The 20097-nt window shown below is 70.5% G+C and carries 21 protein-coding genes; 15 read left to right on the forward strand and 6 right to left on the reverse strand.

Features of this window, described 5'->3' with window-relative positions; all coding sequences use genetic code 11:
- Positions 1–134 precede the first annotated feature (134 nt).
- The 12 genes from ftsH (at position 135) to ABH929_RS03070 (ending at position 11236) form a co-directional block, all read left to right on the forward strand.
- Positions 135–2123, forward strand: a complete 1989-nt coding sequence (gene ftsH / locus ABH929_RS03015; RefSeq protein ID WP_205463568.1) for an ATP-dependent zinc metalloprotease FtsH — start codon at positions 135–137, stop codon at positions 2121–2123.
- A gap of 9 nt (positions 2124–2132) precedes the next feature.
- Positions 2133–2999: a dihydropteroate synthase gene (folP, locus tag ABH929_RS03020; protein WP_404560061.1), complete on the forward strand. Its 867-nt coding sequence runs from the start codon at positions 2133–2135 to the stop codon at positions 2997–2999.
- Complete coding sequence (folB, locus tag ABH929_RS03025) at positions 2996–3385, forward strand: dihydroneopterin aldolase (RefSeq protein ID WP_263055428.1); 390 nt, start codon at positions 2996–2998, stop codon at positions 3383–3385. The genes folP and folB overlap by 4 nt, the downstream gene beginning before the upstream one ends.
- Entirely contained in the window at positions 3382–3939 is a 558-nt protein-coding gene (gene folK, locus ABH929_RS03030) for a 2-amino-4-hydroxy-6-hydroxymethyldihydropteridine diphosphokinase (protein ID WP_404560062.1), read from the forward strand. The genes folB and folK overlap by 4 nt, the downstream gene beginning before the upstream one ends.
- On the forward strand, positions 3936–4424 hold the full coding sequence (locus ABH929_RS03035) for a DUF3180 domain-containing protein (RefSeq protein ID WP_159572844.1): 489 nt from the start codon (positions 3936–3938) through the stop codon (positions 4422–4424). The genes folK and ABH929_RS03035 overlap by 4 nt, the downstream gene beginning before the upstream one ends.
- A gap of 89 nt (positions 4425–4513) precedes the next feature.
- Positions 4514–5035 (forward strand): PH domain-containing protein, encoded by a 522-nt coding sequence (locus ABH929_RS03040; protein WP_205463570.1) that lies wholly within the window; start codon positions 4514–4516, stop codon positions 5033–5035.
- Positions 5036–5044: 9 nt separating this feature from the next.
- Positions 5045–6802, forward strand: coding sequence for a PH domain-containing protein (locus ABH929_RS03045; RefSeq protein WP_404560063.1), 1758 nt, complete (start codon positions 5045–5047; stop codon positions 6800–6802).
- Entirely contained in the window at positions 6799–7491 is a 693-nt protein-coding gene (locus tag ABH929_RS03050; protein WP_185002924.1) for a Rossmann-like and DUF2520 domain-containing protein, read from the forward strand. The genes ABH929_RS03045 and ABH929_RS03050 overlap by 4 nt, the downstream gene beginning before the upstream one ends.
- 249 nt (positions 7492–7740) lie before the next feature.
- Positions 7741–9267 (forward strand): lysine--tRNA ligase, encoded by a 1527-nt coding sequence (lysS, locus tag ABH929_RS03055; RefSeq protein ID WP_263054819.1) that lies wholly within the window; start codon positions 7741–7743, stop codon positions 9265–9267.
- A 29-nt stretch (positions 9268–9296) separates the two neighbouring features.
- A complete protein-coding gene (locus ABH929_RS03060) occupies positions 9297–9500 on the forward strand; it encodes a hypothetical protein (protein WP_111086942.1) in 204 nt (67 codons plus the stop codon).
- A gap of 164 nt (positions 9501–9664) precedes the next feature.
- Positions 9665–9796: a hypothetical protein gene (locus ABH929_RS03065; RefSeq protein ID WP_258373406.1), complete on the forward strand. Its 132-nt coding sequence runs from the start codon at positions 9665–9667 to the stop codon at positions 9794–9796.
- A 381-nt stretch (positions 9797–10177) separates the two neighbouring features.
- Positions 10178–11236, forward strand: a complete 1059-nt coding sequence (locus ABH929_RS03070; RefSeq protein WP_111086943.1) for a sigma-70 family RNA polymerase sigma factor — start codon at positions 10178–10180, stop codon at positions 11234–11236.
- A 148-nt stretch (positions 11237–11384) separates the two neighbouring features.
- On the opposite strand, the gene ABH929_RS03075 is transcribed toward ABH929_RS03070, so the two are convergent.
- Positions 11385–12317: an NAD(+)/NADH kinase gene (locus tag ABH929_RS03075; protein WP_111086944.1), complete on the reverse strand. Its 933-nt coding sequence runs from the start codon at positions 12315–12317 to the stop codon at positions 11385–11387.
- An 83-nt stretch (positions 12318–12400) separates the two neighbouring features.
- On the opposite strand from ABH929_RS03075, the gene ABH929_RS03080 reads away from it, so the two are divergent.
- Both ABH929_RS03080 and ABH929_RS03085 read left to right on the forward strand, forming a co-directional pair.
- Positions 12401–12877: a Clp protease N-terminal domain-containing protein gene (locus tag ABH929_RS03080; RefSeq protein WP_404560064.1), complete on the forward strand. Its 477-nt coding sequence runs from the start codon at positions 12401–12403 to the stop codon at positions 12875–12877.
- Between the two features lie 223 nt (positions 12878–13100).
- The gene (locus ABH929_RS03085; protein WP_404560065.1) at positions 13101–15620 is read left to right on the forward strand and encodes an ATP-dependent Clp protease ATP-binding subunit; all 2520 of its coding nucleotides are present in this window, start codon (positions 13101–13103) and stop codon (positions 15618–15620) included.
- Positions 15621–15874: 254 nt separating this feature from the next.
- Here ABH929_RS03085 and ABH929_RS03090 read toward each other — a convergent pair whose 3' ends face one another.
- The 5 genes from ABH929_RS03090 to ABH929_RS03110 form a co-directional block, all read right to left on the reverse strand.
- The gene (locus ABH929_RS03090; RefSeq protein ID WP_404560066.1) at positions 15875–16909 is read right to left on the reverse strand and encodes a hypothetical protein; all 1035 of its coding nucleotides are present in this window, start codon (positions 16907–16909) and stop codon (positions 15875–15877) included.
- On the reverse strand, positions 16906–17856 hold the full coding sequence (locus tag ABH929_RS03095; protein ID WP_263054824.1) for a hypothetical protein: 951 nt from the start codon (positions 17854–17856) through the stop codon (positions 16906–16908). Before ABH929_RS03095 ends, ABH929_RS03090 begins: the two co-directional genes overlap by 4 nt.
- Complete coding sequence (locus ABH929_RS03100; protein ID WP_263054825.1) at positions 17853–18311, reverse strand: hypothetical protein; 459 nt, start codon at positions 18309–18311, stop codon at positions 17853–17855. Before ABH929_RS03100 ends, ABH929_RS03095 begins: the two co-directional genes overlap by 4 nt.
- On the reverse strand, positions 18308–18751 hold the full coding sequence (locus tag ABH929_RS03105; protein WP_263054826.1) for a hypothetical protein: 444 nt from the start codon (positions 18749–18751) through the stop codon (positions 18308–18310). Before ABH929_RS03105 ends, ABH929_RS03100 begins: the two co-directional genes overlap by 4 nt.
- A gap of 211 nt (positions 18752–18962) precedes the next feature.
- Positions 18963–19415, reverse strand: coding sequence for an SRPBCC family protein (locus ABH929_RS03110; RefSeq protein ID WP_123311007.1), 453 nt, complete (start codon positions 19413–19415; stop codon positions 18963–18965).
- A gap of 98 nt (positions 19416–19513) precedes the next feature.
- On the opposite strand from ABH929_RS03110, the gene ABH929_RS03115 reads away from it, so the two are divergent.
- Positions 19514–20056 carry an amino-acid N-acetyltransferase gene (locus ABH929_RS03115; RefSeq protein WP_404560067.1) on the forward strand — a complete coding sequence of 181 codons (543 nt, stop codon included), beginning with the start codon at positions 19514–19516 and terminating at the stop codon, positions 20054–20056.
- Positions 20057–20097: the final 41 nt, after the last annotated feature.

Consider the following 20097-nt stretch of genomic DNA (forward strand, 5'->3'; position numbering starts at 1 on the left):
CCGTCCAGGGGGTACGCGCTTCGGGTTGAGTTCGCCCGCAGAGGACACCCATTCTCGCCACAGAATCGCGGCCGTATGCTGACCTGCACGCAACTTCGGCAGAGAAAGGTGTCGGGCACTCGCGCCCGGATCACATGAACTTCAAGCGCATCTTCCGCGGCCCGTACCTCTACGTGCTGATCGCGCTGGCGGGCATCTTCATCGGCTGGAGCGTCATCAGCCAGGGCAGCACGACCGAGGTCAGCACCCAGAAGGGCCTCGAGCAGCTCGCCGACGGCAAGATCTCGTCCGTCATCGTCAACTCCACCGAGCAGCGGGTCGACATGATCACCCGCGACGGCGACAAGCAGGAGCAGTTCTACTACTCCACGCCCCGTGGCGAAGAGGTCATCCAGGCCGTCAACGACGCCAACCTGCCCAAGGGCTACGACGACCACGTGAACACGGGCAACTGGTTCCTGTCGCTCCTCGGCGTCCTGCTCCCGTTCCTGATCATCGGTGCCCTGTTCTGGTTCCTGCTCTCGAGCGCCCAGGGCGGTGGCTCGAAGGTCATGCAGTTCGGCAAGTCGAAGGCCAAGATCAACAACAAGGAGAACCCGCAGGTGTCGTTCGCCGACGTCGCGGGCTCCGACGAGGCGATCGAGGAACTCCACGAGATCAAGGAGTTCCTGAAGGAGCCGGCGAAGTTCCAGGCCGTCGGCGCCAAGATCCCCAAGGGCGTGCTGCTGTACGGCCCTCCCGGAACCGGCAAGACCCTGCTCGCCCGCGCCGTCGCCGGCGAAGCGGGTGTGCCGTTCTACTCGATCTCCGGTTCGGACTTCGTCGAGATGTTCGTCGGTGTCGGCGCGAGCCGTGTCCGTGACCTCTTCGAGCAGGCCAAGGCGAACTCGCCGGCCATCGTCTTCATCGACGAGATCGACGCCGTCGGTCGCCACCGCGGTGCCGGCATCGGCGGCGGCAACGACGAGCGCGAGCAGACGCTCAACCAGCTGCTCGTCGAGATGGACGGCTTCGACGGCAAGACGAACGTCATCCTCATCGCCGCGACGAACCGTCCCGACGTGCTCGACCCCGCGCTCCTGCGTCCGGGCCGCTTCGACCGCCAGATCGGTGTCGACGCACCGGGCATGGCCGGCCGCCAGCAGATCCTCGAGGTGCACGCGAAGGGCAAGCCGCTCGCCGCGAGCGTCGACCTCGAGCTGCTCGCCCGCAAGACGCCGGGCTTCACCGGCGCCGACCTGGCGAACGTCCTGAACGAGGCCGCGCTCCTCACCGCCCGGTCGAACGCGCAGCTCATCGACAACCGCGCGCTGGACGAGGCCGTCGACCGCGTGATGGCGGGCCCGCAGCGCCGGACCCGGATCATGTCCGACCAGGAACGCCTGATCACCGCGTACCACGAGGGCGGCCACGCCCTGGCGGCAGCGGCGATGCGGCACACCGATCCGGTCACGAAGATCACGATCCTGCCGCGTGGCCGTGCCCTCGGGTACACGATGGTGCTCCCGCTCGAGGACAAGTACTCGGTCACCCGCAACGAGCTGCTCGACCAGCTCACCTACGCCATGGGTGGACGCGTCGCCGAGGAGATCGTGTTCCACGACCCCACCACCGGCGCCTCGAACGACATCGAGAAGGCCACCGGCACCGCGCGCAAGATGGTCACCGAGTACGGCATGAGCCAGGCCGTCGGGTCTGTCAAGCTCGGCTCCGGGTCGAGCGAGCCGTTCGTCGGCCGTGACATGAGCGGCGGGACCGGTCGCGACTACTCGGAGAACATCGCGCAGACCGTCGACGCCGAGACCCGTGCACTGCTCGAAGCCGCGCACAACGAGGCCTACCAGGTGCTCAACGACAACCGCGACATCCTCGACCGCCTGGCCGGCGAGCTCCTCGAGAAGGAGACGCTCGACGCCCCGGAGCTCGTGGAGATCTTCAAGGACGTCCGCAAGCTGCCGGAGCGCCCGCAGTGGCTCTCCAGCGACAAGCGTCCGGTGAGCAACCTGCCCGCGATCGACGTGCCCGGTCAGGCCGCCGCCACCGCAGCGGACCCGTCGGACAGCGAGTCGACCTCGAAGCCCCGTCGTCGCCCCTTCGGCAACCCGGGTATCGCCCCGGCGTAGGGGGCCGGCATGACCGACCTGCCGACGAGACGTGCTCGTCGGCTCGACACCCGCGGCGGTCCGACAGCGGACCGCACGCGGGTGTTGGGCATCCTCAACGTGACGCCCGACTCGTTCAGCGACGGCGGGCTGCACCAGGCCTACGACGCCGCCGTGCAGCACGCGCGTGACCTCGTCGCCGCGGGTGCCGACATCATCGACGTCGGTGGGGAGTCGACCCGGCCGGGCTCGGAGCGCGTGCCGGTGCCGGTCGAGCAGGATCGCGTCCTGCCGGTCGTCCGACAGCTCGTCGCCGAGGGCATCCCGGTGAGCGTCGACACGATGAACGCCTCGACCGCCGAACGGGCCGTCGAACTCGGCGCCGCGATCGTCAACGACGTGTCCGGCGGCCTGGCCGACCCGGACATGGCCCGCGTGGTCGCGTCGACCGGGGCCGGGTTCGTGGTCATGCACTGGCGTGGACACAGCGACCGGATGTACCGCAACGCCGAGTACGTGCACGCCGTCGACGAGGTCCGGCGCGAGGTCGAGATGCGCGTCGCCGAGCTCATCGTCCTCGGGGTGCGCCAGGAGCAGGTCGTGATCGACCCGGGCCTCGGCTTCGCCAAGCAGGGCGTGCAGAACTGGGAGATCCTGGCCGGCTACGAACGGTTCGCCTCGATCGGCCTGCCGGTGCTCGTCGCCGCATCACGCAAGCGGTTCCTGGACGGAGTGGGCAGCCCCGAGGGCGCCCCGCCGAAGGACCGCGACCTCGCCACCGCCGCCATCAGCCTGCTCGCCGCCGAACGCGGCGCGTGGGGGGTGCGCGTGCACGACCCGGCACCGACCCGTGCCGTGCTCGACGTCTGGGACGCCTGGAGGGCAGCTCGCTCGTGAACGACACCATCCGCCTCGTCGGGGTCCGTGCCCGCGGCCACCACGGGGTCTTCGACCACGAACGTGCCGACGGTCAGGACTTCGTCGTCGACGTCGCCGTGGAGCTCGACGCCCGCGCGGCCTCGGGCAGCGACGACCTCGACGCCACCGTGCACTACGGCGTGCTCGCCGAGCAGGTCGTCGCCGAGATCGAACGCGACCCGGTGGACCTGATCGAGACCCTCGCCGAACGCATCGCGGCCGCTGTGCTCACCCACCGTGCAGCTCTGGCGACCGAGGTCACCGTGCACAAGCCGCAGGCACCCATCACCGTGCCGTTCACCGACGTCTCGATCACCATCCGCCGTGCCCGCGGGGCGACCGTGCCGGACGAGGAAGAAGCGTGAGCCGCGTCGTCGTGGCGCTCGGCGCCAACCTCGGTGACCGGGGGAGCACCCTCCGCGCCGCCGCCCGAGCGGTCGCCGAGCTGCCCGGGGTCCACCCGGTGGCGTCGAGCCACGAGGTCGAGTCGGTCGCCGTCACCCTGGACGGCCGCGACGACACCAAGCCGCGGTACCGCAACGCCGTCGTGGTCGTCGACACCGACCTCGAGCCGCAGGCGTTCCTCGACGCGCTGCACGGCATCGAGGACGAGCACGGCCGCACCCGCGACGTCCGCTGGGGCGACCGGACCCTCGACCTCGACGTCGTCGCCGTCGACGACCTGCGCATCGACACCGCCACGCTCACCGTGCCGCACCCCCGTGCCGCCGAGCGGGCGTTCGTGCTCGCACCGTGGCTCGACGCCGACCCCGCGGCCGTCCTGCCCGGCGTCGGACCGGTGGCCGACCTGCTCGCCGCAGTGGGGGACGACACCGAGCGCGTCGACGAGCCGCGCCTGTTCGCGGACGTGCCCCGTGCCTCCCGGGCCAGCGTCGTAGGGAACGTGACCCAGCCGTGAAGCCGACTCGTCCCTCCACCCTGTTCAGCATCGCCGTCGTGACCGCGGTGGCGGGGTTCGCGTTCGACGCCGTGCTCGCCTCGCGACAGTCGCCGACGCTGCTGCTCGCCGTGCCGCTCGGCATCACGCTCGCGTTCATCGGCGTCGCCGTCGTGCTCATGGCGCGTCCCGTCCGTCGGCACGCCCGCGAGGGCGCCGGCCGGCAGCGTCCGGTCGACCCGCTCTACGCCACGCGCGTGGTGGTGCTGGCGAAGGCCTCGAGCATCTGCGGCGTCCTGTTCGGCGGCTTCGCGATCGGGCTGGTCGTGTACCTCCTGACCCGCTCGGTGACGCCTTCGCTAGGCTCGACCCTGCCGAACGTGGTCGCCGTCGGGGGTGGGATCGTGCTGACGGTCTGCGCACTCGTGGCAGAGCGCATGTGCATCGCTCCTCCGGGCGACGACGACGAGCCGGGCGACCCCCGGAACGGCACGACGGCGAACTGACCCGAGCGCACCCCGCGCGACGGCGAACCGGCCCGACCGCACCCCGCACGGCGGCGAACCGACCCGAGCACACCCACTGGAGGCCCGCGATGGCGCGTGAACGACTCGACGAGCCGGGCCTCGGCCTGACCGGCATCGACTGGACCAGGGTGTCCGCGAAGCTCGTGTGGACCGAACTCATCACGACCCTGGTGATCGGGCTCGTGGTGACCGCCGGCCTGGTCCTGATCGGGATCGTGAACGACGGCTTCGGCTCGGGCGCCGGAACGGTCTGGCTGCTCATCGGCATCGCGGTGCTCGTCATCACCCTCGTCACCGCGGCGCTGACGCCCCGCCGGGTCCGTGCGATCGGCTACGCCCTGCGCGACGACGACCTGGTGGTCCGCCGCGGCCTGATGTGGCAGCGCTTCACGGCGGTGCCGTACGGGCGCATGCAACTCGTCGACGTGGCACGCGGTCCGCTCGACCGGGCGCTCGGCATGAGCGAGCTGAAGTTCGTGACCGCCGCGGCCGCCACGAACGTCCGCATCCCCGGCATCCCCGCGACCGACGCCGACGAACTGCGCGACCGGCTCGTCGAGCTCGCCGAGTCCCGCCGCGCCGGGCTGTAGGGGCTCGCGGTGACCTTCCGACCCGGCCCGCCGCCGCCCGCCCCGCCCACGCGCGGGAACGCCGCTGCCGCAGCGCCCCTGACCGACGGCGAGTGGCACCGCCTGCACCCGCTGACCCCGCTGCTCAAGGGCGGGATCTTCCTGATCGTCATCCTCGGCTACGTGCTGAACAGCCTGCGCGACCAGCTCGTCGAATTCTTCATCCCGGGCGGCGAGCAGCAGGACGGCGACCCCGTCCGCTACGTCTACGAGCACGGCGTCGTCGGCTGGGTGCTGCTCGGCGTCGCGGTGTTCCTGCTCGTGCTGATCGGACTCTTCTACCTGTCTTGGCGGATGCACGAGTTCCGGGTCACCGGCGAGATCGTCGAGGTCCGCTCGGGCGTGCTGTTCCGGAACCACCGCAAGGCCCGGCTCGACCGGATCCAGGGCATCAACATCTCGCGTCCGCTCATCCCGAGGGTGTTCGGCACCGCGAAGCTCGAGATCGCCCAGGCCGGCAACGACGCCAACGTGCAGCTCGCGTACCTCGGGGTGAAGGCCGCCGACGACCTGCGGCTGCGCATCCTCGTGCTCGCCTCGGGTGCGAAGGACGACGACCGTGGCAGTGGTCCGGCGCACGCGTCGAACGGCGTGCTGCAGGACCGCGTCGACGAGATGTTCTCGCCCGAGCTCGACCCCGCCGCGGTGCAGGCCACCCGGATCGTCAAGGTGAAGCCCGGTCGCCTGATCGCGTCGATGCTGCTCTCCGGCACCACCGTCTTCATCCTGCTGGCCGTGGCGGCGATGATCGTCAGCGTCGCGCTCACCGGCGAGTACGGGATCCTGTTCGGCCTCTTCCCCGCCGTGATCGGTGCGGGCAGCTACTACGTCCGCAAGTTCTCGCGGTCGCTGCAGTACACGATCGCCGAGACCCGCGACGGCATCCGGATCGGGTTCGGCCTCGTCTCGACCTCGAACGAGACACTGCCTCCCGGCCGCATCCACGCCGTCAGCGTCGCGCAGCCGCTGCTCTGGCGCCCGTTCGGCTGGTGGGACGTCCGGATCAACCGTGCGACGAACTCCGGCAACGGGGCATCGAGCAACCAGCAGGCCTCGGCCATCGTGCTGCCCGTGGGCACCGCGGCCGACGTCCGCGAGGTCCTCGACATCATCCTGCCCGGCCTGGTCGGCACTGCCGTCGCGGGCCCCGAGGCCTCGCAGGAGGCCCTGCGGGAAGGCTCCGCCGAGGCCGTCAGCGTCGTCGACGACAGCCTCACCACGAGCGGCGACCAGGGTGGCTTCGTGCACTCCCCGCGCCGCGGTGCGTGGCTCCGCCCGTTCGCGTTCCGGCGCAACGGGTACCGGTTCGTGCAGGGCGCGGTGCTGCTCCGGCTCGGCGCCGTCTGGCGGTCGCTCGTCATCGTGCCGCTGCCCCGGGTGCAGAGCGTCAAGGTCGAGCAGGGTCCGCTCGAGCGTGCCCTGCGGCTCGCCGCCGTCCACGTGCACACCGTCGCCGGGCCGGTCTCGGCCCGCGTCGGTGCGCTCGACGCTCGGGACGCGCAGCGTCTGTGGTCCGAGACGACCCAGCGTGCCGTCGAGGCCGCTGCGGTCGACACGTCCCACCGGTGGCGCGAGCGGGAGGCCCATCCCGAGTCCGCCGGGCACGCTGCGGACGTGCCGTGGCCCGGATCCGGAGCCCCTGCCGGACCCGACGCCGACCACCGGCCCGGCACCGTGCCTCCCGGACCGGGGTGGAGCGACGTCCCGCCCACCGGGGCCGTCCGATGAGGGCCGGGCGCCTCGGCGTCGGCGTCGTCGGTGCCGGACGGGTCGGACCCGTGCTCGGCGCCGCACTGGCGAACGCGGAGCACGCGGTCGTCGGGGTGACCGCCGTGTCCGCCGAGAGTCGTGACCGCGCCGAGGCGATGCTGCCCGGCGCTCCCGTGCTCGCGACGCCGGACCTGGTCGAGCGGAGCGAACTCGTGCTGCTCGCGGTGCCGGACGACCAGCTGGCCTCGCTCGTGCAGGGCCTGGCGGACGCCGGCATCTGGCAGCCCGGGCAGCTCGTCGTGCACACCAGCCCGGACCACGGCGTCGGGGTCCTCGCTCCGGCGATGGCGGCCGGGGCCATCCCGCTCGCCATCCACCCCGCGATGGCGTTCACCGGCACCAGCGTCGACCTGTCGCGGCTCCGCGACGCCTACTGCGCGGTCACCGCTCCGTCGCCCGTGCTGCCCATCGCGCAGGCCCTGGTGGTCGAGATGGGTGCCGAGCCGTTCGTCATCGCCGAGGGGGACCGGCCCGCGTACGCCGATGCCGTCCGCGCCGCCGTGAGCTTCTCGACCGCGATCGTGGACCAGTCGGCTGGCACGCTCTCCGGCATCGGTGTGGACCACCCCGGCCGGGTGCTCGGTGCGCTCGTCCGTTCCGCCGTCGACAACGCACTGACGGCCGCCGACGGGCAGTCCACGCTGTAGCCGGGCCGGGGCCGGTCGGGGTCGGTCACGACTCCCCGCTCACTTCCGCCGAGTGGTCACGAACTGTCTGCCGAGCGCGCCGCAGCCGACAGTTCGTGACCGCTCGGCATCGTGACGACGGGGAGTCGTGACCGGTCGGCGGGTGCAACCCGGGCGTGGTCCGGGCGTGGTCCGGGCGCGGTTCGAGGGCGGGAGCGCGGCGCGGGTAGCATTTCCCCCGACCCCCACGACCATCGGAGCCGCACCCGCATGACCGACGAGACCGCCACCACCGACACCGCGATCGCCGACGCCGCCGCACTGGCCGAGCAGGAGACCAGCGAGCAGCGACAGGTCCGGCTCGACAAGCGCGCGAAGCTGCTCGAGTCCGGCATCGAGGCGTACCCCGCCGAGCTCCCGATCACGACGACGATCCCGGCGGTCCGCGCGCAGTACGCACACCTCGAGACCGGCGAGGAGACGCAGGACGTCGTCGGTGTCGCCGGCCGCATCGTGTTCTCGCGCAACACCGGCAAGCTCTGCTTCGCGTCGCTGCAGTCCGGCGACGGGTCCCGCATCCAGGCGATGGTGTCCCTCGCCGAGGTCGGAGACGAGTCCCTCGCGCGCTGGAAGGAGTTCGTCGACCTCGGCGACCACGTGTTCGTGCACGGCCGTGTGATCTCCTCGCGCCGCGGTGAGCTCTCGATCATGGTCGACGAGTGGGCGATCGCGGCGAAGGCGATCCTGCCGCTGCCGAACCTGCACAACGAACTGAACGAGGAGACGCGCGTCCGCCAGCGCTACCTCGACCTGATCGTCCGCGACGAAGCACGCGCCACCGTCCGCGCCCGTGCCGCGGTGATGTCCTCGCTCCGCCAGACCTTCACCGAGCACGAGTACCTCGAGGTCGAGACGCCGATGCTGCAGACCCAGCACGGTGGCGCCTCGGCTCGTCCGTTCGTGACCCACTCGAACGCCTTCGACACCGAGCTCTTCCTGCGCATCGCGCCCGAGCTCTTCCTGAAGCGCGCAGTCGTCGGCGGCATCGACCGGGTGTTCGAGATCAACCGGAACTTCCGCAACGAGGGCGCCGACTCGTCGCACTCGCCCGAGTTCGCGATGGTCGAGGCGTACCAGGCGTACGGCAACTACGAGCAGATGGCCGACCTGACCCAGGAGCTCGTGCAGCGCGCTGCGCGGGCTGTGACCGGCGGCTCGCTCGAGGTCACCCTGCCCGACGGCAGCACGTACGACCTCGGCGGCGAGTGGCCGCGCATCGACATGTACGGCTCGCTGTCCGAGGCCGCCGGTCGCGAGATCACCCCGGAGACGCCGCTGTCCGCGCTGCAGGAGCTCGCCGCTGCCGAGGGCGTCGAGGTCGCGCACGCCACGCACGGCAAGTACGTCGAAGAGCTCTGGGAGCACTTCGTCATCGACTCGCTCGACCGCCCGACGTTCGTGATGAACTTCCCGGTCGACACCTCGCCGCTCACCCGCGAGCACCGCACCCGTCCGGGCATCGTCGAGAAGTGGGACCTGTACGTCCGCGGCTTCGAGCTCGCGACGGCGTACTCCGAGCTCGTCGACCCGGTCGTGCAGCGGGAGCGCTTCGTCGAGCAGGCGAAGCTCGCAGCCGGCGGTGACCCCGAGGCGATGCGCGTCGACGAGGAGTTCCTGCGGGCCCTCGAGCACGCGATGCCCCCGTCGGGTGGCATGGGCATGGGCGTCGACCGCCTGCTCATGGCGATCACCGGCCTCGGCATCCGCGAGACGATCCTGTTCCCGTTGGTCAAGTGAGTCCCGGTTCCCCGGGGTACGATGCTCCGGTGCCGCATGGAGTCGTGACCGGGATCATCTTCGCCCTGACGCCGACCATCGTCGTCGGCCTCATCTTCTGGTTCGTGATGCGCGCGATCATGCGGGCCGACCGCACCGAGCGTGCCGCGTACGCCAAGGTCGAGGCCGAGGAACGTGCCCGGTTCGAGCGCGAGCACGGCGTCCCCGCGCCGGCACCGGCCTCGGCCGAGTAGCGCCGCCCGACCCAGTCCTGCCCGAAGGCCGCCGTCCACACCGTGGACGGCGGCCTTCGACGTCGGTGCGCCCTCGACGTCCGCGCCCCCTCGACGTCTCTGCGCCCTCGACCGGTCACGCGCCGTTCACCTCGCCGTCGCGCGCCGGGGTGAGCATCGTCCGCATGGCAACCACACACCCCTTCACGGGTCGCAGCCTCGTCGGTGACATCGAGAGCGAGTACGACGAGTTCGACCGAGACGCCGACCTCGAGGCGTCCAAGCGCCGGGACGGGTGGCTCGAACCCTCCTGGTGACCCCCACCCACTCGGTTTTCGGGGTACGACCACCGGATCGCATTGATCCGGCCGGACGTACCCCTTTTGCATGTCCGGAAGGCGCGGTACCACGGGGTACAGGTTCGGAAACGCGTGAGAAACACGCCTGCAACGCCGGAAACATCACGTCACACCCTTGATCCGCGGCGGTTCGGGGGACCACACTGGCAGCATCGCTGTACCCCACGGGGGACGGTTTCGATGACGAAGCACGGAGAAGCCTGAGAATCATTCCGATCGGTTTGTGGGGTACACCTCCGGACCGCTTTACTCGTGAACACCCCAAGCAGCACCCAGAAGCACCACCCCCCCCAGCACCACCGCACGAAGCCATCACCGCCGAACGCAGGGAGCAACACCATGACGATCGCACCGGCTGCACCGAGCACCACCCGCCGTGCCACCACGAAGAAGGCAGCGGCATCGAAGACCCAGGCCGCCGAGTCCACGACGACCTCCCTCGACACCGAGGTCGAGGCCGACGAGCAGCTCGCCGGCGTCCGCGGCGCCTCCGTCGACCAGGTCGGCGACTACCTGCGCCACATCGGTCGCCTCTCGCTCCTCACCGCCGAGGAAGAAGCGCAGATCGCCCGTCGCATCGAGGTCGGCCTGTTCGCGGAAGAGAAGCTCGCGACCGAGAAGGGCCTCGCGAAGACCCTGCAGCGCGAACTCCGCTGGCTCGTCCGCGACGGTGAGCGCGCCAAGGAGCGCATGATCACCTCGAACCTCCGTCTGGTCGTCAGCATCGCGAAGCGCTACTCGCAGCGTGGCCTGCCGTTCATGGACGTCATCCAGGAGGGCAACCTCGGCCTGGTCCGTGCGGTCGAGAAGTTCGACTTCACGCAGGGCTACAAGTTCTCGACCTACGCCACCTGGTGGATCCGCCAGGCGATCTCGCGTGGTCTCGCCGACAAGGCCCGCACGATCCGCATCCCGGTCCACACCGTCGAGCTGATCAACAAGATCTCCCGCACCGAGCGCGACCTGACCGTCGACCTCGGCCGTGCGCCGATGCCCGACGAGGTCGCCGCCGAGCTGAGCATGTCGGTCGAAGAGCTCGTCGACCTCAAGGGCCGCTCGCACGAGCCGGTCTCGATCCACACCGTGGTCGGCGACTCGGACGACAGCGAGCTCGGTGACTTCATCGAGGACGAGGACGCTGCGTCCCCGAACGAGCTCACCGAGACCACGCTCCTGCACCGCGACATCCGGTCGATCGTCGCCGAGCTGCCGAGCGAGGAAGCCAACGTGATCCGCATGCGCTACGGCCTCGACGACGACAAGCCGATGACGCTCGACGAGATCTCGAAGATCGTGCACACGACCCGCCAGGCCGTCAGCCGGGTGGAGTCGCGCGCCAAGCTGCGCCTGTTCGCCAAGGCGGTCTCGCAGGACATGCAGCTGTACCTGACCGACTGAGGTCAGCAGGCTTCGGCTGGCGCTCGCGTCGGCAGGGGAACCCGGGTCGGTCTGTGGGAAGACGATCCGGTGGGGTGATGGGAAGGCCCGCTCGAGCACCGCTCGAGCGGGCCATTCACGTTCTGAGGCGCGACGCCGGCCCGGACCGCTACTGGTCGAGTTCGCGCCCGAGCTTCTGCCGCAGGTCGCTCGGGATCAGTTCGATGAGCTGGTCGGGCCGCACCGGCAGGTCGAGCAGGCTCAGCTTCACCCGCCCGGTGCGTCCGTGCCGCTCGGCATCGAGCCGTACGACGCTGCCGGCGTCCTTCCGGAGTCGGACGTCGATCTGCGCTCCGGTGGCGACCTCGCCGACGACGAGCCCGTCGACCTCGAGTGCTGCGCTCCTGGTGCCCTCGGCGATGTCGAACCGGTAGCGCTCGCGGGCGGCGAGCACCACGGCGCGGTCGATGCCCGCCATCGGGGCGACGGGGGTGACGACGGACCCGGAGAGCGCGGGGGAGAGCACCGGACCGCCCGCGGCGTAGTTGTACGCGGTGGAGCCAGCCGGGGTCGCGGCGACGATGGCGTCGGCGCGGTAGTACCCGTAGCCGAGTCCGCCGACGCTGAGGTCCGCCGACACCTGGCCGGAGCCGGGCCGCCGCACGATCGTCAGGTCGTTGAACGCCAGGTAGTCCGTGCGAGCGCCGCTCCAGGACAGCCGGGCCTCGAGCGCGTGGTGCGGCTCGAGCTGGTACTCCCCGGCCGACAGTCGGTCGAGCGCTGCCTCGAGTTCGGGCGGTTCGATCTCCACCAGGAACCCGACGTTGCCGTAGTTCACGCCGAGCACCGGGACCGGGCGCTTCGCCACGAGTCGCATGGCGCCGAGCATGGTGCCGTCGCCGCCGAGGGCCACGACGAGGTCGACCCGTGCGGTGAAGTCGTCGTCCTCCACCGCGGTGATGCCTCCGCCGATCCGCTGTGCGTCGGCTCGGCGGGCGACGAGCTCGCCCCGGCCGGACGCGTTCCAGCGCTGCAGGGTCGTGACGGACTCCTGCACGTTCTTGGTCGGGTGGACGACGAGGCCGACGACGGGCTGATCCATGACCGGATGGTACCGAGCCGCGGTACCGAGCCGCGCTGAACCGAGGGCTGTTCAATTGTCATCGCATGCGATATTCTGAATACATGCAGATCGCTCAGCTGTCCGTCGCCCTCCCCACCGTCCGGCAGGGTCGCGAGATCGTGCTGCTCGCCGACCTCGAGTCCCACGAGACGGGCTTCGGCTTCGTCGACGCGGAGCACCTCCTGCTCGCCGCCGTCACCCTCTGCAACGGGATGCCCCGGTTCCGCCCGGTCCTCGAGGCGCACGGGGTCAGCCCCGAAGCCGTCCGCTCCGAGATCAGCGTCTTCGTCGGTGCGCGGGCCGCCTGCCCCGACGAGCACGACCGGGTCGCCTGCACCCCGGCGGCCGCCAGGGTCCTCGCACGAGCAGCCGTCCTCGCCGACCCTGCCGAGCGCGTCCGCCCGGTCCACGTCGTGCTCGCCGTGCTCGACGGGGTCGACGACCCCTTCATGGGTTCTGCGCACGACGTCCTCGACGCCCTGGGCGTCGAGCCGCGCCGCTTCCGGCGTGCCCTGCGCCGGGCAGCGCGGCGCGCCTGAGACGCGACCGGGGAAGGAGACGGGAGGCCCGTGGCGGACGCCGCCACGGGCCTCCCGTCTCCTGTTGCGTTCGCTCACTGCGCACATCGCGCAGTGAGGTCACGCCCACGGCGAACAGGGGCGGCCCGCACGGGGAGCGCTGGTTACTCTCGGAGTACGTGACCGGACTCAGACGAGACCGGACCAGCTGTCGGCTCCGTCAGAAAGGGCCAAGGGAGAGCACATGTTCGAGAGATTCACCGACCGAGCCCGTCGGGTTGTCGTCCTCGCTCAAGAAGAAGCGAAGATGCTCAACCACAACTACATCGGCACCGAGCACATCCTCCTCGGCCTGATCCACGAGGGCGAGGGCGTTGCGGCCAAGGCGCTGGAGTCGCTCGGCATCTCGCTCGACGCCGTGCGCGACCAGGTCCAGGACATCATCGGCCAGGGTCAGCAGCAGCCGACCGGGCACATCCCGTTCACGCCGCGCGCCAAGAAGGTGCTCGAGCTGTCCCTGCGCGAGGCGCTGCAGCTCGGCCACAACTACATCGGCACCGAGCACATCCTGCTCGGCCTGATCCGCGAGGGCGAGGGCGTCGCAGCCCAGGTCCTCGTGAAGCTCGGCGCCGACCTCAACCGGGTCCGCCAGCAGGTCATCCAGCTCCTGTCCGGCTACCAGGGCAAGGAAGCGGTCGCCGTCGGCGGCGAGCAGCAGCAGAACGCGCAGCAGGGTTCGCAGGTCCTCGACCAGTTCGGTCGGAACCTCACCCAGGCCGCGCGCGACGGCAAGCTCGACCCCGTCATCGGGCGCGAGAAGGAGATGGAGCGGGTCATGCAGATCCTCTCCCGCCGCTCCAAGAACAACCCCGTCCTGATCGGTGAGCCCGGCGTCGGCAAGACCGCCGTCGTCGAGGGCCTCGCCCAGGCGATCGTCAAGGGCGACGTGCCCGAGACACTGAAGGACAAGCAGCTCTACTCGCTCGACCTCGGATCGCTCATCGCCGGGTCCCGCTACCGCGGTGACTTCGAGGAGCGCCTGAAGAAGGTCACGAAGGAGATCCGCACCCGCGGCGACATCATCGTCTTCATCGACGAGATCCACACGCTCGTCGGCGCCGGTGCTGCCGAGGGCGCGATCGACGCCGCCTCGATCCTCAAGCCCCTCCTCGCCCGCGGTGAGCTCCAGACCATCGGTGCCACCACGCTCGACGAGTACCGCAAGCACTTCGAGAAGGACGCAGCACTCGAGCGTCGCTTCCAGTCGGTGCAGGTCAACGAGCCGTCGCTGCCGCACACCATCAACATCCTCAAGGGCCTGCGCGACAAGTACGAGGCGTTCCACAAGGTGTCCATCACCGACGGTGCGATCGTCTCGGCCGCCAACCTGGCGGACCGCTACGTGCAGGACCGCTTCCTGCCGGACAAGGCCATCGACCTGATCGACGAGGCCGGCGCACGCCTGCGCCTCTCGATCCTGTCGGCGCCCCCGGAGCTCCGCGAGTTCGACGAGAAGATCTCGACGGTCCGCGGGCAGAAGGAAGCCGCCATCGAGGAGCAGGACTTCGAGAAGGCCGCCAGCCTGCGCGACGAGGAGAAGAAGCTCCTGGGCGAGCGTCTCCGCCTCGAGAAGCAGTGGCGTGCCGGTGACGTCGCCGCGTCCGGCACCGTCGACGAGGGCATCATCGCCGAGGTCCTGGCGCAGGCCACGGGCATCCCGGTGTTCAAGCTCACCGAAGAGGAGACCTCGCGGCTCGTCTTCATGGAGAAGGCACTGCACCAGCGGGTCATCGGTCAGGAAGAAGCCATCTCGGCCCTGTCCAAGACCATCCGCCGCACCCGTGCGGGCCTGAAGGACCCGAACCGCCCCTCGGGCTCGTTCATCTTCGCCGGGCCCACGGGCGTCGGCAAGACCGAGCTCGCCAAGGCGCTCGCCGAGTTCCTGTTCGACGACGAGGGCGCACTGATCTCCCTCGACATGTCGGAGTTCGGTGAGAAGCACACCGTCTCGCGTCTGTTCGGTGCCCCTCCCGGGTTCGTCGGGTTCGAAGAGGGTGGCCAGCTCACCGAGAAGGTGCGCCGCAAGCCGTTCTCCGTGGTCCTGTTCGACGAGATCGAGAAGGCCCACCCGGACATCTTCAACTCGCTGCTGCAGGTGCTCGAGGAAGGCCGTCTCACCGACGGTCAGGGCCGCGTGGTCGACTTCAAGAACACCGTCATCATCATGACCACGAACCTCGGTTCGCAGGGCATCGCCGGTGGCCCGGTGGGCTTCCAGGTCGAGGGTGACTCGGCCGTCGGCTACGACCGCATGCGCGGCAAGGTCAACGAGGAGCTCAAGAAGCACTTCAAGCCCGAGTTCCTCAACCGCGTCGACGACACCATCGTGTTCCCGCAGCTGTCGCAGTCCGAACTGCTGCAGATCGTCGACCTGTTCGTGAAGCGCCTTGCAGACCGTCTGCTCGACCGCGACATGACGGTGGAGCTCACCCTCCCCGCCAAGGAGCAGCTCATCAAGGTCGGGTTCGACCCGTCCCTCGGTGCACGCCCGCTGCGTCGCGCGATGCAGCACGAGGTCGAGGACCAGCTGTCCGAGCACATCCTGCAGGGTGAGCTCACCGCCGGCGACCACGTGAAGGTCGACTTCGTCGACGGCGCCTTCCACTTCGAGACCGGGCGTCAGCCGAGCCGCGAAGAGGTCCTCGCCGGCGCAGCCGCGGTCGAGACCGCGACCGACGCGCCCCAGGGTGAGATCGAGTCCTAGGACCCGACACCAGACAGACGGGAGGCCCGGTGCCAGCTGGCACCGGGCCTCCCGTCTGTCATCGGGTCGGTCCAGATCCCGGATCGCCGATGCGCGCGTCCCGCGTCCACGGACCCCCGTCCGGGGGTACGGTGGGACCGGCGCGCGAGACGTTCCCCCCAACTCCTCGCGCGTCGCACTCGATCGGTTCCCCCCAACGGATCGAGTTGCTGCCGGCCCCGGTCTGTTCGCAGACCGGGGCCGTTGCACGTCCGCTACGCGATGGCGGGCAACGTCCCGACGAAGCGGCGGACCGCGTCCTCCCAGCGCTCCGGGTCCTCGTTCCACTCGAGCGTGTGCGGTGCCGTGGCGAAGGCGACGGCGGTGGCGGTGGCGTGCGGGCGAGCGGTGATCGCCGCCACGTCGTCCGCTGCGACCAGCGCATCGGCCTCGGAGTGGACCACGAGCGTCGGCGTCGTCGCGTCCTGCCAAGCCGTGGTCGTGACCGGTGCCGACGCTCCCGCCAGGCGGGACAGCACCGGGGTCGTCGCGATGCGCGCAGCGACGGTGCCGACGAAGGCGGGCAGTCGTGCCCCACGGACCGCTCCGCGGAGTGCCGACGCGACGTCGAGCAGCGGCGAGACGGCCACGATCCCATCGACGTCGACCCGGCCGGCCGCGACCGAGCAGGCGAGGGCGCCGGCGGACCACCCCTGCAGCACCACCCGGCGGGCACCGCGGGCACGGGCGGCACGGACCGCGGCGACGATGCGGTCTGCTGCCCCCGGGTCGAGCGACCGGAGCGGCAGGTCCGTCATGTCGAGGACCTCGGACGTCGCGCCGAGGCCGCGCCAGACACCGACGCCGCGGAGGACCTGCCGCGGCCCGAGGGACTGGCCGTGCACGTGGACGACGTGGGTCGTGGCGGCCTCGGGTTCGGCGCCGGGGACGTCGGCCGGCCCGTCGTACCGCAGGGCGTCCCAGGCCCAGTCACCGGTCGCCACGGTTCCGGTGACGCGGCGGCGGATGGTGTCCCCGCTGGGCCCGGTCTTCGTGCTCGCGGCGACGATCGCGCCGACCGGGACGCGGGCGTCGTCGTGCTGCAGGTCGTACGTCCCCGGCAGGCGGGTGTCGCGTGTGGCGACGAGTTCGACCTCGGTCCCGGTGCTGCTCCGCACGGTGGCGGTCGCCGTGTAGGGGGCGGGGAAGAGCAGTCGTCGGGCGACGAAGGCGCCCAGTCCGAGCGTCCCGACGGTGCCGACTGTCGTTCCGAGTGCGGTTCCGAGTGCGGTCGTGCGTCCGGCTGTCATGAGAGCTCCCTGAGTCGTGCGGTGGTGAGGGTCGCCGCAGCCGGGACGTCCTGCCCGGCCTCGCGTGCGCGGTCCTCGATCTCGACGGCAAGTCGGTGCAACCGGCTGCGCCACTGGCGACGCTGCCAGGCGATCGTGAAGTAGAGCCCGGTGTTGCCCGAGGCCGCCTCGAGCCGCCGGAGCTCCGGCTCCAGGCTGCGGAACCGGTGTCGGGTGTCCCGCCAGTCGCGGAACTCCCGTGCCGCGTCCGGCAGCACGCCCCCGGCGGCGCCGACGGCGAGCAGCACCATGGACAGCAGGAACACCGGGGCGTACACGGTGGACAGCACCCGGACCGCGCCGTCGACGCCGGCTACGTGGACGGCGTCGAGCGCGATCGCGATGACGGCGAGCAGGACCAGCCCGATGGCCCCGACGACGAACAGCCAGTACATCCGGCCGAGGCCGTCGCCGCTCCGGAACCCGCGCAGGACGGCGGCGGCGGAGCGCGCGATCACGACCGCGATGTACGTCATCTCGACCGCGGAGTACAGCGCGGTCGGCAGCTGGTCGCCGTAGACGGTCATGAACTGCGCCGTCGGGGTCGGAGCATCGACCATCGTGAAGAGCACGACGAGCGTCAGGAGCACGACCACGCAGACGACGATCCGGCTCACGCGCAGGAGCTTCGCCGAGCGCGCAGCGGCCTCCACCGACTGGGCCAGGGCGAACATGCCGCACACCATGAGGCACCGGCCGACCAGGTCTGCGATGTTGGGCACGTGCGTGACGCCGGCGAGGAACGTGGTGACGTCGGGCTGGTTGATCGTCAGGCCGACGGCGACGAAGCCGCAGCAGGCCATGAGCCAGGTGACGCTCGCCGACTGGGTCCGCACCAGCAGCAGCCGGACGACGAGCACCGTCAGGATGACCCACACCGGGGTCGATCCCCACACGTGCAGCGTCACCGGAAGATCCCGGGCTCGCGGTCGTCCGGGTCGAGCAGCCCGATCCGGAGCGCGAGTTCGTCGGCGACGAGTTCGACCGCCTGCTCGTGCGGGGTGTCCAGCGACCGCGTGAACGCCGTCCGGCCGGTGAGCAGCCCGGTGTAGGCCTGGTGGTCGCAGCCGGGGTCCGCCAGGAACACGTGGGCGAGTTCGTGGAGCACGCTTGCCACGCGGGAGCGCTCGGACAGGTCCGGACGGGTCTCGAGGAGTGCGTGGTCGGCGCGCTGGATGAACCGTGCGGAGAGGTCACCGGGCAGGTCGGCAGTCCGCAGCCGGATCGGCTTGCCGAGGGTCGACTCGGCGCGGGCGAGGAGGGCGGGCAGCGTCAGTCGCCGGGGGAGCCCGAGCCGCCGCACGCTCCGCCGGGCGACGGCTTGCCGACGCCGGGCGCCGAACCGCTCGCGCACGCCGGTCACGGCGCGGACCCCGACTCGTCGAGCCGCCGGAGGTGCTCGGTGAAGTCCCGGATCTCGTCGGCGGAGGCGAACTCGCCGAGGCGTCGGGTCGCGAAGGCCACGACCTCGCGTTTGCGGAGCTCGAGGACGAGTTCGAGCTGCGCCTGCACCCGCTCGGGCACGTCGGTGTTGCCCGCCGCGTCGGTCAGGTACTCCGCCGGGACGCCGAAGTAGCCGGCGAGTGCTGCGAGCAGATGCTGGTCGCGGACGGCCGGGCCGTTGCCCCCGAGCATGTAGCCCCACCGCGGCCGGCTCATCGACGCACCCTGTGCCTCGACCTCAGCTGCGATCTCCTTGTAGGACGGTCGCTGCCCGGCATTCGCCTCGACGACGTCCATCAGCAACTGCAGCTTCCGGGAGAGTTCTCGCCGGTGTGCATCGTCGTCGTTGTACTCGATCATGTCTCCCCGCCCTGTACATCTGTCTCAGACATGATAAAACTGGACCAGCGCGACGGCCAGTGTGACCACTCTGCCAGGCTCGCGCCGGACCGGCAGGTCGGCATGTCGTGGGGGGATGCCGAACGAAACCGGTGCACGGACGAAACGGGAGGCCCGGTGCCAGCTGGCACCGGGCCTCCCGTCTCGTCCGCGCGGACGTCTCAGGCCGTGATCACGCCTGCACGTCGCCGCGCCAGCCCGTGTCGGTCGGAGCGGACTCGACGCGCTCCTTGTAGTTCTGCAGGTCCTTCTTGATGGCGTGGCCACCGACGCCGACCGCTGCGCCGAGCTTCTCGAGGAAGCCGGACGGCTCCCAGTCGATCTGCGCGGTGACGCGCGTCTCGTTGTCGGACAGCTTGTGGAAGGTGACGACACCGGCGTGGTCGGTCTCGCCGTCCTTGACGGTCCATGCCACCCGCTCGTCGGGGTGCTGCTCGGTGATGACGGCACGGAACTCGCGCTCCTGGCCGGCGACCTTCACGGTCCAGTCGGTGGTCTTGTCGTCGACCTGGACGATCTTCTCGACCTCGTCGAGGAAGTGCGGGAACTCCTCGAAGCGGGTCCACTGACCGTACGCTGCGGAGACGGGGACGTTGACGTCGACGGTTTCGATGATCTGAGGCATGGTGTGGACGGTAGGCGGCTCAGCCTGTGCACCGTCCAGCGGGGTGTCCCCCGGGGCGGTCTGCTGCCGCTCGTCCGGGCGCGGCTATGGTTGTCGGGATGACAGAGCACGGGAAGCACGCGTTCGACGTCCGTGACGAGCACGGGATCCTCGTGCGACCGGCGCTCGCCTCCGACGTCCCGCACATCCAGCGGCTCATCGCCCCCTACGTCGACCGGCGCATCCTGCTCGGCAAGGAGAACGTCGCGCTGTACGGCTCGATCCAGCAGTTCCGGATCGCTGAGGGCCCCGACGGTGTGCCGATCGGCTGCGGTGCCCTCGCCGTCTTCTGGGACGACATCGCCGAGGTGCGCACGCTCGCCCTCGACGCCGACTGGATCCACAAGCGCGTCGGGCACCGGATGCTCGAGGCGCTCGAGCACGACGGCCGCGAACTCGGCGTCGCGCGGATCTTCTGCCTGACGTTCGAGGTCGACTTCTTCGCGAAGCACGGGTACCTGGAGATCGGCGAGCAGGTCGTCGAACCCTCGGTCTACGCCGAGCTGGTCCGGTCGTCTGACGAAGGGGTCGCGGAGTTCCTCGATCTCGCCCGGGTCAAGCCGAACACCCTCGGCAACACCCGCATGCTGAAGATCCTCTGACGCTTTCGCGCGGCACCCGGCGGGGGTCCCGCACCGGGCAT

It is taken from the genome of Curtobacterium sp. AB7 (assembly GCF_044909335.1).
GTDB lineage: Bacteria > Actinomycetota > Actinomycetes > Actinomycetales > Microbacteriaceae > Curtobacterium.

What these genes read in the sequence shown, in the direction of transcription:
- ABH929_RS03050 (WP_185002924.1), top strand. Translation starts at nt 6,799, where the DNA reads ATGAGGGCCGGGCGCCTCGGCGTCGGCGTCGTCGGTGCCGGACGGGTC.
- ABH929_RS03085 (WP_404560065.1), top strand. Translation starts at nt 13,101, where the DNA reads ATGTTCGAGAGATTCACCGACCGAGCCCGTCGGGTTGTCGTCCTCGCT.
- ABH929_RS03090 (WP_404560066.1), bottom strand. Translation starts at nt 16,909, where the DNA reads ATGACAGCCGGACGCACGACCGCACTCGGAACCGCACTCGGAACGACA.
- folP (WP_404560061.1), top strand. Translation starts at nt 2,133, where the DNA reads ATGACCGACCTGCCGACGAGACGTGCTCGTCGGCTCGACACCCGCGGC.
- ABH929_RS03115 (WP_404560067.1), top strand. Translation starts at nt 19,514, where the DNA reads ATGACAGAGCACGGGAAGCACGCGTTCGACGTCCGTGACGAGCACGGG.
- ftsH (WP_205463568.1), top strand. Translation starts at nt 135, where the DNA reads ATGAACTTCAAGCGCATCTTCCGCGGCCCGTACCTCTACGTGCTGATC.
- ABH929_RS03070 (WP_111086943.1), top strand. Translation starts at nt 10,178, where the DNA reads ATGACGATCGCACCGGCTGCACCGAGCACCACCCGCCGTGCCACCACG.
- ABH929_RS03110 (WP_123311007.1), bottom strand. Translation starts at nt 19,415, where the DNA reads ATGCCTCAGATCATCGAAACCGTCGACGTCAACGTCCCCGTCTCCGCA.
- ABH929_RS03075 (WP_111086944.1), bottom strand. Translation starts at nt 12,317, where the DNA reads ATGGATCAGCCCGTCGTCGGCCTCGTCGTCCACCCGACCAAGAACGTG.
- ABH929_RS03040 (WP_205463570.1), top strand. Translation starts at nt 4,514, where the DNA reads ATGGCGCGTGAACGACTCGACGAGCCGGGCCTCGGCCTGACCGGCATC.
- ABH929_RS03080 (WP_404560064.1), top strand. Translation starts at nt 12,401, where the DNA reads ATGCAGATCGCTCAGCTGTCCGTCGCCCTCCCCACCGTCCGGCAGGGT.
- lysS (WP_263054819.1), top strand. Translation starts at nt 7,741, where the DNA reads ATGACCGACGAGACCGCCACCACCGACACCGCGATCGCCGACGCCGCC.
- ABH929_RS03105 (WP_263054826.1), bottom strand. Translation starts at nt 18,751, where the DNA reads ATGATCGAGTACAACGACGACGATGCACACCGGCGAGAACTCTCCCGG.
- ABH929_RS03065 (WP_258373406.1), top strand. Translation starts at nt 9,665, where the DNA reads ATGGCAACCACACACCCCTTCACGGGTCGCAGCCTCGTCGGTGACATC.